Here is a 13,135-nt window from a genome sequence, read left to right as displayed (position 1 = left end):
ATTGCCCGGTTTTGTCTTCGATGTCTGCTCAGCCAGCCGAAAAGGTACTCGGATTCGGGCCGATCCGGCCGTCTGCCTTGTCCAGTTTCGTAATCGCATCGTGATCGGTTCCGTTGAGACGGAAATCGAAAATATCGAAATTTTCTTTGATACGGGCGGGCGTAACGGACTTGGGAATGACGATATTGCCCGTTTCGATGTGCCAGCGCAGGATGATTTGTGCGACCGACTTGCCATGCTTTTCCGCGATGGCCTTCAGCGTGGCATCCTCCAGAATTTTACCCTGACCAAGTGGGCTCCACGCTTCCGTCGCGATGTCGTGTTTGCTGTGGAACAGACGCAACTCGTCCTGCTGGAACTGTGGGTGCAGCTCAATCTGATTGAGAACCGGCGTTACGCCGCTTTCCGTGATGATGCGTTCGAGATCGGCTGTACGGAAGTTGGATACACCAATGGATTTGGCTCGACCCTCTTCTCTCAATTTGAGAAAAGCGCGCCATGTTTCCATGAAAAGATCTTTCGATGGCATCGGCCAGTGGATGAGATAGAGATCCACATAATCCGTGCCAAGCTTTTTCAAGCTGGCTTCGAATGCTTTCAGCGTCGATTCATAGCCTTGTTCACCGTTCCACAGTTTCGTGGTGAGGTAAATGTCGCCGCGCTCGATTCCGGAACTCTTGATCGCCTTGCCGACGCCTTCTTCATTGCCGTAAATGGCAGCAGTGTCGATGTGACGATATCCTGCTTTCAACGCTTCGCTGACAGCGGCCACTGCTTCGTCATTACCTACTTGCCAGACACCGTAACCGAGCTGCGGAATGTGATTGCCGTCGTTCAGTTTAACCGTCGGTACGGTCATGATTTATCCTTTCCCTCCGAAGCATTCAGCGCAAAGGTGGATCCTTTGATGCGCATGAATGCTATTGACCTGCATGCCGGTTCTTTCTCCAGCACGAACTGCCATCTGGCAGCCATTTTCATATCTCTTTGGACTTTGCCACTGTCAGCATATGGGTGTTCGGGGGAAAAGGAAAAGCCCTTTCAATCATGTTTCCAAGTCTGCAATCATTCTTTCTGTACAGAAATTTTGATCTTTTCAGATTTATGAAAACAATACGACCGCCTCCGAGAGAAGGCGGTTGTAAATGGCATAAAAAAGATGGTTCGATTAGCGGACAACCACCTTTGCGCCGACCGGGACACGTTCATAAAGATCGGTGACGTCTTCATTGCGCATGCGAATGCAGCCGGACGACATTGCCTTGCCGATAGTCCAAGGCTGGTTAGTCCCGTGGATACGATAGAGTGTTGAACCGAGATAAAGCGCGCGCGCGCCAAGCGGGTTATTTATCCCCCCTTCCATACGCGCCGGGAGGATACGCCCCTTCTTGCGCTCGCGGGCGATCATTTCCTTCGGCGGTGTCCAGGTTGGCCATTCAGCCTTGCGGCTGATGCGCTGCGAACCCTTCCAGCTGAAACCTTGTTTCCCGACGCCGACGCCATATCGCATCGCTTTACCGCCGGATTGAACGAGATAAAGGAAGCGCTTGCCTGTATCGATGACGATTGTGCCCGGTTTTTCGTTGCCGGAATAGGAAACCGTCTGCGGCAGGTAAGCGGGATCGATCTGGTGCTTTCGTACTGTGGTTGCCGGATTCGCAGCCGGGCGTTGATACGAAACCTGACGATAGCTGGATTTGGCTTTCTGCTTCTGTCTGGCGGCAACACGTGGCGCTGGCTGCAAAGATTGCGGTACGGCCTTTATGCGGGCAGGCTGTCCATGCAATTGAGCTACCCATGGCGCGGAAAGATCAGGACTCACACGTACCGGCGGCAGCGTTGCATAGCGGTCGTTGGCAAAGGCCATGCCCGTGCTGACGATGGAAACGGCAATCGCCGCAAGCGACCCGATTAAAAGAAGATGCCGTGGTTTCATAATCCCGATCCGTATCTTTGCGCCTGAAAATCTTTGTGACGCAGTTGCCCGTTGCAGCTCCTGACATCTGCTGTCAGGAGAGCGACCCTCATGCTCGTGTGGGGATTGTGTGCCGGAATGGAATCGTAAAGGTAAATTTTGGTCGCGTGTTTTGCCTGACGGCCCTTCCAATTAAAGTTGTGGTTAGTGTCAGGTTGCGCGACATAATTAATTATGGATGAAACTTGAGAGGCGGAACAATGAGCGATGTCGCTGAGGCAAAAACCGGTCTGATCGTCGGCGCCGATGGAATGACGCGTTGCTTCTGGCCGGGTGAGTTACCCGATTATCTTGCTTATCATGACAAGGAATGGGGTGTTCCTGTCTCTGACGATTTCCGGCTTTTCGAAAAAATCTGCCTTGAGGGTTTCCAGTCAGGCCTGTCGTGGCTCACGATTTTGCGAAAACGCGATAATTTTCGGGCAGCTTTCGATGGCTTCGACTTTCATAGTGTTGCGCAGTACAATCAAGAAGATGTGGCGCGCTTGCTGGCCGATAAGGGTATCGTGCGCCATCGCGGCAAGATCGAATCTACGATCAACAACGCCAAGCGCGCAATTGAGCTGGTTGCCGAAAAGGGTTCACTTGCGGCCTATTTCTGGTCATTCGAACCGGGCGTAAAAGATCGCCCTACCGTGGTGGACTATCCAACTCTTGTTGCCAATCCGAAGACTGAAACATCAATTCGCATCTCCAAAGATTTGAAGAAGCGCGGCTGGTCATTCGTTGGTCCAACGACTGTCTATGCTTTCATGCAAGCAATGGGGCTGGTGAACGACCATATTGAAGGTTGCCACTGTCGGACACACATTGAAAAATTGCGACAGCGTTTCAAACGACCCAGCTAGAGCAACGATTGCTAAGCCGCATCATTTCTGCGAGAAACATCCATCTTTGAGTATGGGAGACGATCATGGATTTGGTGTCGTTGTTGGCATTTGCCGGTATTCTGGTTGTGGCGGCGGGTACGCCGGGGCCGAATGTCGGCGCGCTGGTGGCGCGCGTCATCAGCCGCGGCCACAAGGGCGTCTTTCCATTCATGTTCGGTCTGTGGCTTGGTGATGCTATCTGGCTTTCACTCGCTGTCTGGGGACTGGCCGCGCTGGCCAACACATTTCACACTGCGTTTCTCATCCTCAAATATGTCGGCGTAGCCTATCTGATCTATCTTTCGTGGAAGATGTGGATCGCACCGGTAGATGAAGTTGCGGATGAAAATGCCATTCCGCGTCAGGGTGAGGCTGGGAAGCTCTTCCTTAGCGCGCTGGCGATAACACTTGGTAATCCGAAGATCATGGTGTTCTACCTCGCCATTCTGCCGACGGTGGTTGATATCACCCATGTTTCGCTGGTTGGTTGGGCTGAATTGCTGGTGGTCATGTTTGCTGTTCTCGCTGCAGTTGATACGGCGTGGGTGGTGCTTGCCGCGCAGGCAAGACGGTTTCTGCGCAGTCCTCGCATGATGCGGATCGCTAACAGAACCAGTGCTGGCATGATGGCGGGTGCAGCCGTCGCCATTGCGACACGCTGAACACGCTTCCTGCACTTGCCGCAACGGACTTGATCGGTTAGGAAACCGGCAACAGAATTGATGCCGGTTCCAATCGGCATGTGTGTATAAATCAGCGATCAGGCAGGAAAAATGGCCGATAAAGCGGACAAGATGAAGGCGCGGTTGCCGCGCGGGTTTGTCGATCGGGTGCCGGATGATTTGCGCGCCGCTGAAAAGATGATGGCGACAATCCGTGAAGTTTACGACCTCTATGGCTTCGAGCCGGTGGAAACTCCGCTCGTGGAATATACGGATGCGCTCGGCAAGTTTCTGCCGGATCAGGACCGCCCGAACGAAGGCGTGTTCTCGTTTCAGGACGACGATGAACAATGGCTGTCGCTGCGCTACGATCTGACTGCGCCGCTGGCACGTTTTGTTGCCGAAAACTATGAGTCGTTGCCAAAGCCTTATCGCAGCTATCGCAATGGTTGGGTGTTCCGCAATGAAAAGCCGGGACCGGGTCGTTTCCGTCAGTTCATGCAGTTCGACGCTGACACGGTCGGTGCGCCGAATGTCTCGGCCGATGCCGAAATGTGCATGATGATGGCCGACACGATGGAGCGCCTAGGCATCAGTCGTGGCGATTATGCGATCCGCGTCAATAACCGCAAGGTTCTTGACGGTGTGCTGGATGCTATCGGTCTTGAAGGTGAGGGCAATGCCGCCAAGCGCCTCAATGTACTGCGTGCCATCGACAAGCTCGACAAGTTTGGACCTGAAGGCGTTCGTCTTCTGCTCGGCGAGGGCCGTCTTGATGAAAGTGGAGATTTCACTAAAGGCGCAAATCTTGATGATGAGCAGATCAAGCGCATGATGAACTTCATCACAGTCGCGGCACGTGATTACGATGATATCAGTCAAAGGAAAGCAATTGATCCCGTATTTCCTTACTTCTCTCCCGAAGGTGGGGAACCCATCGGAAAAACGCTTTTACAAGCTATCCGGGAAAGCGACTTTAATAAAAGCTCTATTATGCTCGAAGGATTGAAAGAACTCGAAGATATTCGAGATTTAGCAATAGCGGCTGGGTACGATGACGGTCGAATTATCATTGATCCTTCTTGTGTGCGTGGTCTTGAATATTATACGGGGCCGGTTTTCGAAGCGGAACTGCAATTCGACGTTACCAATGAAGACGGTCAGAAGGTCGTGTTTGGTTCTGTGGGCGGTGGTGGCCGGTATGATGGTCTCGTGTCACGCTTCCGCGGCGAGCCAGTACCAGCGACGGGCATTTCCATTGGTGTTTCGCGCTTGATGACGGCTTTGAAGAACCTCGGCAAACTTGATGTTTCCGATGTCGTCGGCCCGGTAGTGGTTCTGGTTATGGACAGGGATACAGAAAGCCTTGGCCGCTATCAGAAGATGGTCTCCGACCTGCGTCAGGCGAGCATTCGCGCTGAAATGTATGTCGGCGGGTCCGGCATGAAGGCGCAGATGAAATATGCTGATCGTCGTGAAGCGCCTTGCGTCATCATTCAGGGCTCGCAGGAGCGTGAGGCAGGTGAGGTGCAGATCAAGGATCTGGTCGAGGGCAAGCGCCTTTCTGCGGAGATTGAGGACAATGTAACCTGGCGCGAAAGCCGCCCGGCTCAGATCACGGCCAAGGAAAATGGCCTCATTGATGCCGTCCGTGAAATCCTTGTCAGCCAGGCGCGAGATCGCGCAGAACAGTCGAAGTGACGGAAGCCATGGCTGGATCGAGCTCGTCTGGTGTTTTCAATTCTCTTCGTGCGACGCTTGATGCGCGCGAAGCCGAACTTGTCGAAATTCCGCTGATTCAGCCAGCTGATCCATTCCTGGATATGGCGGGCGAGGATTTACGCCGTCGTATTTTTCTCACTGAAAACGAGAACGGCGATAGTTTGTGCTTGCGGCCGGAATTTACCATTCCCGTCTGCCGCAACCACATCGCCCTGAATGCTGCCACGCCGAAGCGCTATGCCTATCTGGGCGAAGTGTTCCGTCAGCATCGTGACGGTGCGGCTGAATTTCTTCAGGCCGGTATCGAAGACTTGGGTGCTTCCGACGAAGCCGCATCGGATGCGCGCTCGATTGCTGATGCGCTTTCCTGTGTTCGTGCGGCGGCTCCTGAAGCAGAGCTTGAGATTGTTCTGGGAGACCAGTCGGTCTTTGCGGGTATGCTGAAGGCGCTAGGCTTGCCACAAGGTTGGCGCAAGAAGCTTCTGCGTTCTTTCGGCGATGCGAATTCCATGGAACAGGTACTTGCTGAACTAACCGGCGCACAACGGCGTGATCCGTTATCGGAAACGCTTGCCGGGCTGGTGGCAGAGGGCGATGAATCCGGACTTGCACGTATGCTGGAAGCGGAAATGCTCGAAGCTGGCATTTCGCCCAGTGCAGGACGTTCGCCGGCCGAGATTGCACGCCGGTTGATCGAGAAGGAAGATCTTGCGGCTACGCGCTTTCCTGCATCCGCGCTTGATCTTCTGAAACAGTTTCTTGAAACGCGCGTCACGCTTGATTCCGCAGCCGTTACCTTGCGGGCATTTGCTTCGGAACACGCCCTTGATCTTGCTGCAGTCTTGCAAAAGTTTGAGGCGCGCAGTGAAGCTATTGCGAATGCGGGCATCGCCACAAAAGATATTATCTACGATGCCTCCTTCGGGCGTCCGCTCGATTACTATACCGGTCTCGTTTATGAAATCCGGGCTCCGGGTGTTGAAAAGGAAGGCGTTCTCGCTGGCGGCGGTCGCTATGACCGGCTTCTGACCATGCTTGGCGCTTCGGAAAACATTCCCGGTGTCGGCTTTTCCATCTGGCTCGACCGACTGCAAATGCTGGTGGGAGAGAAAAAATGAGTGTGACTCTGGCATTGCCGTCCAAAGGGCGCTTGAAGGAACAGACGCTCGCAGTGCTAGACAAGGCAGGTTACAAAGTGATCCTGCCGGATGACTCGCGCAATTACCGGGCTCGTGTTGAGGGCGAAACTGATCTCGACATTCTGTTCCTTTCGGCTTCCGAAATCGCCCGTGAACTGGGATACGGCAGTGTTGATCTGGGCGTTACAGGCGAAGATCTTGTTCGCGAAACATTGGCGCATTCGGAAGAACGCGTGGCCATCGAAGCGGAACTGGGGTTCGGTCATGCTGACGTTGTGGTGGCAGTTCCGGAAGTCTGGCGTGATGTGACCAGCATGGCTGACTTGGACGATGTGGCGGCAGATTTCCGCCAGCGTCATGGTCGCCGTCTGCGTATCGCCACCAAATACTGGCGACTGACACAGCAATTCTTTTCGCAGAAGCATGGCATTCAGGTTTACCGCATCGTTGAAAGCTTGGGGGCTACTGAAGGCGCTCCGGCTGCAGGTTCTGCAGACATGATCGTCGATATTACATCGACGGGTTCAACACTGCGGGCTAACCGCCTAAAGGTTCTGGAAGACGGCGTTATTCTGCGCTCGCAGGCTTGCCTTGTTTCAGCGCGCCGCAGTCGCGAGAATGCACGTGTCACAGAAGTTGCGACCCGTATTCGTAAAGGACTGGGCGGGTAGATAACTTCAAGTTTGTCTTTTATGTTGCGAGTTGCCATTTCACAATTGGAACTCGGAACAGTTCAGATGAATAGTGTGCGGAAATTGATTGGACGTTGTACCTGCGAAGCAGTCCGTTTCACAGTGACGGATGAATTCGAATATGCCCTGAACTGCCATTGCTCATTATGTCGTCGTGCCACTGGCAGTGCATTCAAGGCTTTCGGTGGAATAAAAACCCACGCACTCGAAGAGACGAATAGTAAATCGTCGCTCATGCTTGTCGGCAACGAGATCGATCACGATGTGCGATGCGCTTCGTGTGCTTCTTTTCTATATTCCATCGTTCGCGGGGGCGAATATGTTCACGTCAATTATGGCGTGTTGGCTGAGGAGCCAAAGCTGAAGCCGTCTGCTCATATTTTCGTCGGCTCGAAAGCTCCATGGTATGACATTCTGGATGACTTACCTCAATTCGAGGAGAATCCTCCTTTCTAACCATTGGCAGCAAGACGCTGGAAATTAAAAAACCGCGCCATCTGAATAGCGCGGTTTCTTTATGTTGTGTTGGTGATGTCTGATCAGCTGCGCTTGGCGTCAATCGAAAGCGAACCTGCACCATGCAGGGCAAGGATGAAGAGGCCACCCGCAATTGCGAGGTTTTTCTGCGCCATCATGGCGTTCATGCCTTGCGAGAAGTCCATATGGGCAACAAGCGTCGCGCCGATGGTGAACAGACCGACAATGGCTGCCGCGATGCGGGTCTGAAAGCCGACGAGAATTGCGAGACCGCCGACAAATTCCACCAGACCGACAATGACAGCCGTAACGGTTGGAACCGGAAGGCCGAGACCAGCGAAGTAACCTGCAGTGCCCGAGATGGCGGTCAGCTTGCCGTAGCCGGCAAGAATGAAGAGGATCGAAAGAAAGATGCGGGCGATGAGCGTTACAGCGCCATTGGACTGTGGAGTGATAGAGGACATGCGGGGCTATCTCCTGTTGAACTGAAGCATCAATTAACGACTGCAGACTGTCAAGGAAAGCCGTCTAATCCTCGACAGTTTGTTTACAGTATGAATACCAATTCACTCTGGTGCAATCATTCTCTCTGCCCGCACCAGCCGCTCATAGTCTTCTGCCGACACCAATCCGCTCGCCAATGCTTCTTCACGTAAGGTCGTTCCATTCTTGTGCGCAGTCTTGGCGATCTTGGCTGCATTGTCATAACCGATCGCCGGAGCCAGCGCGGTCACAAGCATCAGCGAGCGGTCCAGCAGTTCCTTGATACGGTTCAGGTTCGGTTCGATTCCCTCCACACAATGATCGGCAAACGACACCATGGCATCACTGAGAATGCGGATCGATTGCAGGACATTATATGCGATTACCGGTTTGAACACGTTAAGCTCGAAGTGACCCTGGCTTGCGGCGACCGTAATTGTGGTCTGGTTGCCAAACACCTGTGTTGTGACCATAGTCAAAGCTTCTGCCTGGGTCGGATTGACCTTGCCCGGCATGATTGAGGAGCCGGGTTCGTTTTCCGGCAGTGACAGTTCACCAAGCCCGGAACGCGGACCCGAACCGAGGAAACGAATGTCATTCGCGATCTTGAAAAGGTCTGCCGCCAAAGCATTCAGGCTGCCATGGAAATTAAGGATAGCACCGTGGCTGGCAAGAGCCTCAAATTTGTTGGGCGCCGTCTTGAAAGGGAGGCCGGTAATTTCGCTCACGGCTTCAGCAAAGCCCGTATCGAAACCGATTGGCGCGTTCAGGCCCGTGCCGACTGCAGTCCCGCCTTGTGCGAGCAGAAAGACGTCTGCGAGCGATTGCTCGATGCGATGGCGCGCATATTCCAACGCGGCGCGATACCCGGAGAATTCCTGTCCCAGTGTAACCGGCGTTGCATCCTGCGTATGGGTACGACCGATCTTGATGATATCCTTGAAGGCCTCTTCCTTGGCCTGGAGCGCCTTGGTCAGATGTTCAACCGCCGGATAAAGCCGATCGACAGCCTCAACTGCCGTGGCAACATGGATTGCCGTTGGGAAGCTATCATTGGACGACTGGCTCATATTCACGTGGTCATTGGGATGGACCGGCTTCTTGGACCCCATTTCACCACCGAGAAGTTCGATAGCCCGGTTTGAAATGACCTCGTTGGCATTCATGTTCGATTGCGTTCCCGAACCAGTCTGCCAGACGACGAGCGGAAAATGATCGTCGAGCTTGCCTTCAATCACTTCGGAGGCTGCAACCGCGATCACCTGACCGAGAACCGGATCGAGTTTGCCAAGCGCAATATTGGTTTCTGCTGCCGCGCGCTTGACGACACCCAGTGCGTGGACCAACGAAAGCGGCATGCGCTCCCCGCCGATCTTGAAGTTTTGCAACGAGCGTTGCGTCTGAGCGCCCCAGTAGCGGTCTGCAGGAACATCAATCGGTCCGAACGTATCTGTTTCGGTACGCGTAGCGGTCATTTCAGGTCTCCGGGTAATTGGACTCGAAACCGAGCCTTCCAAAGCAAATATAGCACCGCTAGGTGCTTGGCGGGCTAATGTTTCTTCGTGAAACTTTTATAACGCAATCATTTGATAAAACATGACTATAAAAGTCAATTTTTGTTGACCGGGACCTCCACGGTCAAGCGTCGTCCTCTTCGTCACCGTTATCCGTTTCGGAAATCCAGGCGGTCGGTTCGATCTTGCGCTGAGTTTTGCTATCGGTGAATGTCCACCAGCCAGTATCTGTCTCATCCCACTGACCGCCACCGGCCTGCAATTGGGCTAGCGTTCGATACTGCGCAATTGACTCATTACGCTGCTCATCTTCATCGGTCCAGACGACTGTAATCTTACGACCGTCTTTCGGAGCTGTGGCGATAGGAAGTTCTTTACGCATATGATCATCCATTACATTGTGACTGCGGATAATCATAGGGCATACAATGCTAGCGGCAAGCCGGAACTCTAACGTTCCGGCTTGCCGTCTTATTCAGACCGCACGCGCCGACTTAAGTGCCTTGCCCCACCAAACCAACTGATCCAGCATGTTTTTGGCTGCTTCTGCCAGATGAGGGAAGTCGTCCAGCTTATTCTCGCCTTTGACGACGGCGAGATAATCAGGGAAAAGTATATGAACGCCGGTCTTGACTGACATAGAAGACATTTCGACTGCAATCATCCGCAGTTGTTCGACAGCGCGAGCACCACCGACGCCACCATAGCCGACAAATCCCATTGGCTTCTGAATCCAGTCACCATAGTCGATGGCGTTTTTTAGAACAGCAGTAGGAGCGTGATTGTATTCAGCCGCAGTCAGGATATAGGCGTCGAACTCGCGCAGCTTGTTTTTCCATTTGTCAGCAGTTTCTGCTTGTGCGGTCGTGGTGGAAGTGTCGCCATAGAAGCCCATCGGATAATCGGCGACATCGAGAATTTCCACGTCCAGTTCCGGGCGTTCTGCCACGAGTTTCGCAATCCACTGAGCAGGGACTGGAGCAAAACGCTGTTCACGTGTACTGCCGACGATGACGGCGACTTTGAGCTTAGACATTGATAGCACCTTTAATTAGAGTGGTAACCGTTAGAAACTGACGCTATATAAGTGACTTACCTGGCGCACAAGGAGGCACTTTTATGAAACCCGGTGACTTCAAGGAAACCAGTGCATGCAGGACCGTTGCGGATATTTTGTCTCGCGTGGGCGATAAATGGACGGTGCTTGTGGTGAGCTATCTCGGTAATCATCCAATGCGTTTCAACGAATTGCGTCGAAGCGTAGATGGTATTTCTCAGAAAATGCTGACGACGACGTTACGCAATCTGGAGCGAGATGGTTTCGTCACGCGTACGATCTTTCCGACAATTCCGCCCAAGGTCGAATATGAACTGACTGAAATGGGAAGCGATCTCTTGCGGCCTGTGCGCGCATTGGGTGAGTGGGCGATAGCCAATGAAGCAAAGGTAATGATGGCCCGCGCACGTTATGACGCCTCGATATCAGGAAAGGCGCAGATTGACGCCGCAGAATAGAAGCTGAATTTTTGGAAGTGCAAGTGGAAAGACAGGCCGAAGCCTGCCTTTCCTGTTGCCTGAGACAGGACTTCCAAAGTGCGGGGGCAAACAGGAAGTCCATCTCTGTGTCATTCGGGATTGACCATGATTGGTGGTTATGAGTCAATCAGAAGTTTCTAAAATAAAGACTTCGGTGCAGCAAAGCGCGAGCAGAGTAAATTTTTCATAAATCACAAACGGTTACGCAACGTAAAAAGAAAGGCGGCCCAAGGCCGCCTTTCTCGCATTTTCATTAAAGTAAGCTTGATGGACTTCTTGGAAGTCCATGCCGCCACCCGCACCGCTTTGCGGTGCGAGCTTATTACCTGATGGGCGTGCTTTATGGACTTCTTAGAAGTCCATGCCGCCCATGCCGCCCATACCGCCAGGCATGCCAGCCGGAGCTGCATCCTTCTTCGGCAGTTCAGCGATCATGGCTTCCGTCGTGATCAGGAGGCCGGCAACCGATGCAGCATTCTGCAGGGCGGTACGGACAACCTTAACCGGATCGACAACGCCAGCCTTGATCAGGTCGCCGAATTCGCCATTGGCAGTGTTGTAGCCGTATGTTTCAGAGGCATTCTCAAGGATCTTGCCAACGATAACCGAAGCTTCTTCACCGGCATTGGTCGTGATCTGACGAGCTGGAGCCTGCAGAGCGCGACGAACGATGTTGATACCGGCTTCCTGGTCGGCGTTGATGCCCTTGGCGGAGATCTTGGCCGAAGCGCGGAGGAGGGCGGTGCCGCCACCAGCAACGATGCCTTCTTCAACCGCAGCGCGGGTTGCGTTCAGGGCGTCGTCAACGCGGTCCTTCTTTTCCTTCACTTCAACTTCCGTTGCACCGCCGACGCGGATCACGGCAACGCCACCAGCAAGCTTGGCAAGACGTTCCTGAAGCTTTTCACGGTCGTAGTCCGAAGAAGTTTCTTCGATCTGCTGCTTGATCTGGCTAACGCGAGCGTCGATTTCAGCCTTCTGGCCTGCACCGTCAACGATCGTGGTGTTTTCCTTCGAGATCGAAACCTTCTTTGCACGGCCGAGCATGTCGAGCGTAACGGTTTCGAGCTTGATGCCGAGGTCTTCGGAGATAACCTGACCGCCGGTGAGGATCGCGATGTCTTCGAGCATGGCTTTGCGGCGATCGCCGAAGCCAGGAGCCTTGACAGCAGCGATCTTCAGGCCGCCGCGCAGCTTGTTGACGACGAGCGTTGCAAGAGCTTCGCCTTCGACGTCTTCAGCGATGATGACGAGCGGCTTGGAGGTCTGAACGACAGCTTCCAGAACCGGCAGAAGAGCCTGGAGGTTCGAGAGCTTCTTTTCGTGCAGAAGGATGTAGGCGTCTTCGAGGTCAGCAACCATCTTTTCAGGGTTGGTGACGAAGTAAGGCGACAGGTAACCGCGGTCGAACTGCATGCCTTCGACGACTTCGAGTTCGGTTTCAGCGGTCTTGGCTTCTTCAACCGTGATCACGCCTTCATTGCCGACCTTCTGCATCGCATCAGCGATCATCTTGCCGATTTCGGCTTCACCGTTAGCGGAGATGGTGCCAACCTGAGCAACTTCTTCCGACGTGTTGATCTTCTTGGCCTTGCCGAGAAGTTCAGCAACAACTTCGGTTACTGCGAGGTCGATACCGCGCTTCAGGTCCATCGGGTTCATGCCGGCGGCAACAGCCTTTGCGCCTTCCTGAACGATTGCCTGACCGAGAACGGTAGCGGTCGTCGTGCCGTCACCGGCAGTGTCGTTGGTCTTCGAAGCCACTTCGCGCAGCATCTGTGCGCCCATGTTTTCGAACTTGTCTTCCAGTTCGATTTCCTTGGCGACCGATACGCCGTCCTTGGTGATGCGCGGAGCACCGAAGGACTTGTCGATGACAACGTTACGACCCTTCGGGCCGAGCGTTACCTTTACAGCGTCAGCGAGGATATCGACGCCGCGCAGCATCTTTTCGCGCGCAGAGCGACCGAATTTTACGTCTTTTGCAGCCATTTTACTCTCCTGGGAATTGTCCCGGTCAGATTATGGTGAATTGGTTTGTGGTATATGATCGACTCCGTATGTAG

General features: G+C 53.6%; 14 protein-coding genes. 7 read left to right on the top strand and 7 right to left on the bottom strand.

Annotated elements, in window-relative coordinates; genetic code table 11:
• Window positions 1-28 precede the first annotated feature (28 nt).
• A complete protein-coding gene (locus KWJ32_RS09690; protein ID WP_011982734.1) occupies window positions 29-859 on the bottom strand; it encodes an aldo/keto reductase in 831 nt (276 codons plus the stop codon).
• A 309-nt stretch (window positions 860-1,168) separates the two neighbouring features.
• Complete coding sequence (locus tag KWJ32_RS09685; RefSeq protein WP_011982735.1) at window positions 1,169-1,936, bottom strand: L,D-transpeptidase; 768 nt, start codon at window positions 1,934-1,936, stop codon at window positions 1,169-1,171.
• Window positions 1,937-2,175: 239 nt separating this feature from the next.
• Between KWJ32_RS09685 and KWJ32_RS09680 the strand changes: the two genes are divergently transcribed.
• The 6 genes from KWJ32_RS09680 (at window position 2,176) to KWJ32_RS09655 (ending at window position 7,515) form a co-directional block, all read left to right on the top strand.
• A complete protein-coding gene (locus KWJ32_RS09680; protein WP_011982736.1) occupies window positions 2,176-2,823 on the top strand; it encodes a DNA-3-methyladenine glycosylase I in 648 nt (215 codons plus the stop codon).
• A gap of 65 nt (window positions 2,824-2,888) precedes the next feature.
• Window positions 2,889-3,506, top strand: a complete 618-nt coding sequence (locus KWJ32_RS09675; protein WP_011982737.1) for a LysE family translocator — start codon at window positions 2,889-2,891, stop codon at window positions 3,504-3,506.
• Between the two features lie 111 nt (window positions 3,507-3,617).
• The gene (gene hisS / locus KWJ32_RS09670; protein ID WP_011982738.1) at window positions 3,618-5,207 is read left to right on the top strand and encodes a histidine--tRNA ligase; all 1,590 of its coding nucleotides are present in this window, start codon (window positions 3,618-3,620) and stop codon (window positions 5,205-5,207) included.
• Window positions 5,208-5,215: 8 nt separating this feature from the next.
• Complete coding sequence (locus tag KWJ32_RS09665; protein ID WP_151610211.1) at window positions 5,216-6,346, top strand: ATP phosphoribosyltransferase regulatory subunit; 1,131 nt, start codon at window positions 5,216-5,218, stop codon at window positions 6,344-6,346.
• Complete coding sequence (gene hisG, locus KWJ32_RS09660) at window positions 6,343-7,038, top strand: ATP phosphoribosyltransferase (RefSeq protein ID WP_010660984.1); 696 nt, start codon at window positions 6,343-6,345, stop codon at window positions 7,036-7,038. The genes KWJ32_RS09665 and hisG overlap by 4 nt, the downstream gene beginning before the upstream one ends.
• Window positions 7,039-7,161: 123 nt before the next feature.
• The gene (locus KWJ32_RS09655) at window positions 7,162-7,515 is read left to right on the top strand and encodes a GFA family protein (RefSeq protein WP_231771518.1); all 354 of its coding nucleotides are present in this window, start codon (window positions 7,162-7,164) and stop codon (window positions 7,513-7,515) included.
• Window positions 7,516-7,598: 83 nt separating this feature from the next.
• Here KWJ32_RS09655 and KWJ32_RS09650 read toward each other — a convergent pair whose 3' ends face one another.
• The 4 genes from KWJ32_RS09650 to KWJ32_RS09635 all read right to left on the bottom strand — a co-directional run bounded on the left by KWJ32_RS09650 (window position 7,599) and on the right by KWJ32_RS09635 (window position 10,569).
• The gene (locus tag KWJ32_RS09650; RefSeq protein ID WP_151610212.1) at window positions 7,599-8,000 is read right to left on the bottom strand and encodes a DoxX family protein; all 402 of its coding nucleotides are present in this window, start codon (window positions 7,998-8,000) and stop codon (window positions 7,599-7,601) included.
• 102 nt (window positions 8,001-8,102) lie between these two features.
• The gene (gene fumC / locus KWJ32_RS09645; protein ID WP_125300732.1) at window positions 8,103-9,494 is read right to left on the bottom strand and encodes a class II fumarate hydratase; all 1,392 of its coding nucleotides are present in this window, start codon (window positions 9,492-9,494) and stop codon (window positions 8,103-8,105) included.
• A gap of 163 nt (window positions 9,495-9,657) precedes the next feature.
• On the bottom strand, window positions 9,658-9,915 hold the full coding sequence (locus KWJ32_RS09640; RefSeq protein ID WP_125300731.1) for a hypothetical protein: 258 nt from the start codon (window positions 9,913-9,915) through the stop codon (window positions 9,658-9,660).
• Window positions 9,916-10,008: 93 nt separating this feature from the next.
• The gene (locus KWJ32_RS09635) at window positions 10,009-10,569 is read right to left on the bottom strand and encodes an NAD(P)H-dependent oxidoreductase (protein WP_010660989.1); all 561 of its coding nucleotides are present in this window, start codon (window positions 10,567-10,569) and stop codon (window positions 10,009-10,011) included.
• Window positions 10,570-10,652: 83 nt separating this feature from the next.
• Here KWJ32_RS09635 and KWJ32_RS09630 point away from each other — a divergent pair, with 83 nt between their 5' ends.
• On the top strand, window positions 10,653-11,048 hold the full coding sequence (locus KWJ32_RS09630) for a helix-turn-helix domain-containing protein (protein ID WP_010660990.1): 396 nt from the start codon (window positions 10,653-10,655) through the stop codon (window positions 11,046-11,048).
• Window positions 11,049-11,420: 372 nt separating this feature from the next.
• On the opposite strand, the gene groL is transcribed toward KWJ32_RS09630, so the two are convergent.
• A complete protein-coding gene (groL, locus tag KWJ32_RS09625) occupies window positions 11,421-13,061 on the bottom strand; it encodes a chaperonin GroEL (RefSeq protein WP_010660991.1) in 1,641 nt (546 codons plus the stop codon).
• Window positions 13,062-13,135 lie beyond the last annotated feature (74 nt).

Origin of the sequence: Ochrobactrum sp. BTU2, assembly GCF_024539785.1 — a bacterium.
Classification (GTDB): Bacteria; Pseudomonadota; Alphaproteobacteria; order Rhizobiales; family Rhizobiaceae; genus Brucella; species Brucella anthropi.
This window is presented reverse-complemented; position numbering and strand designations above follow the sequence as displayed.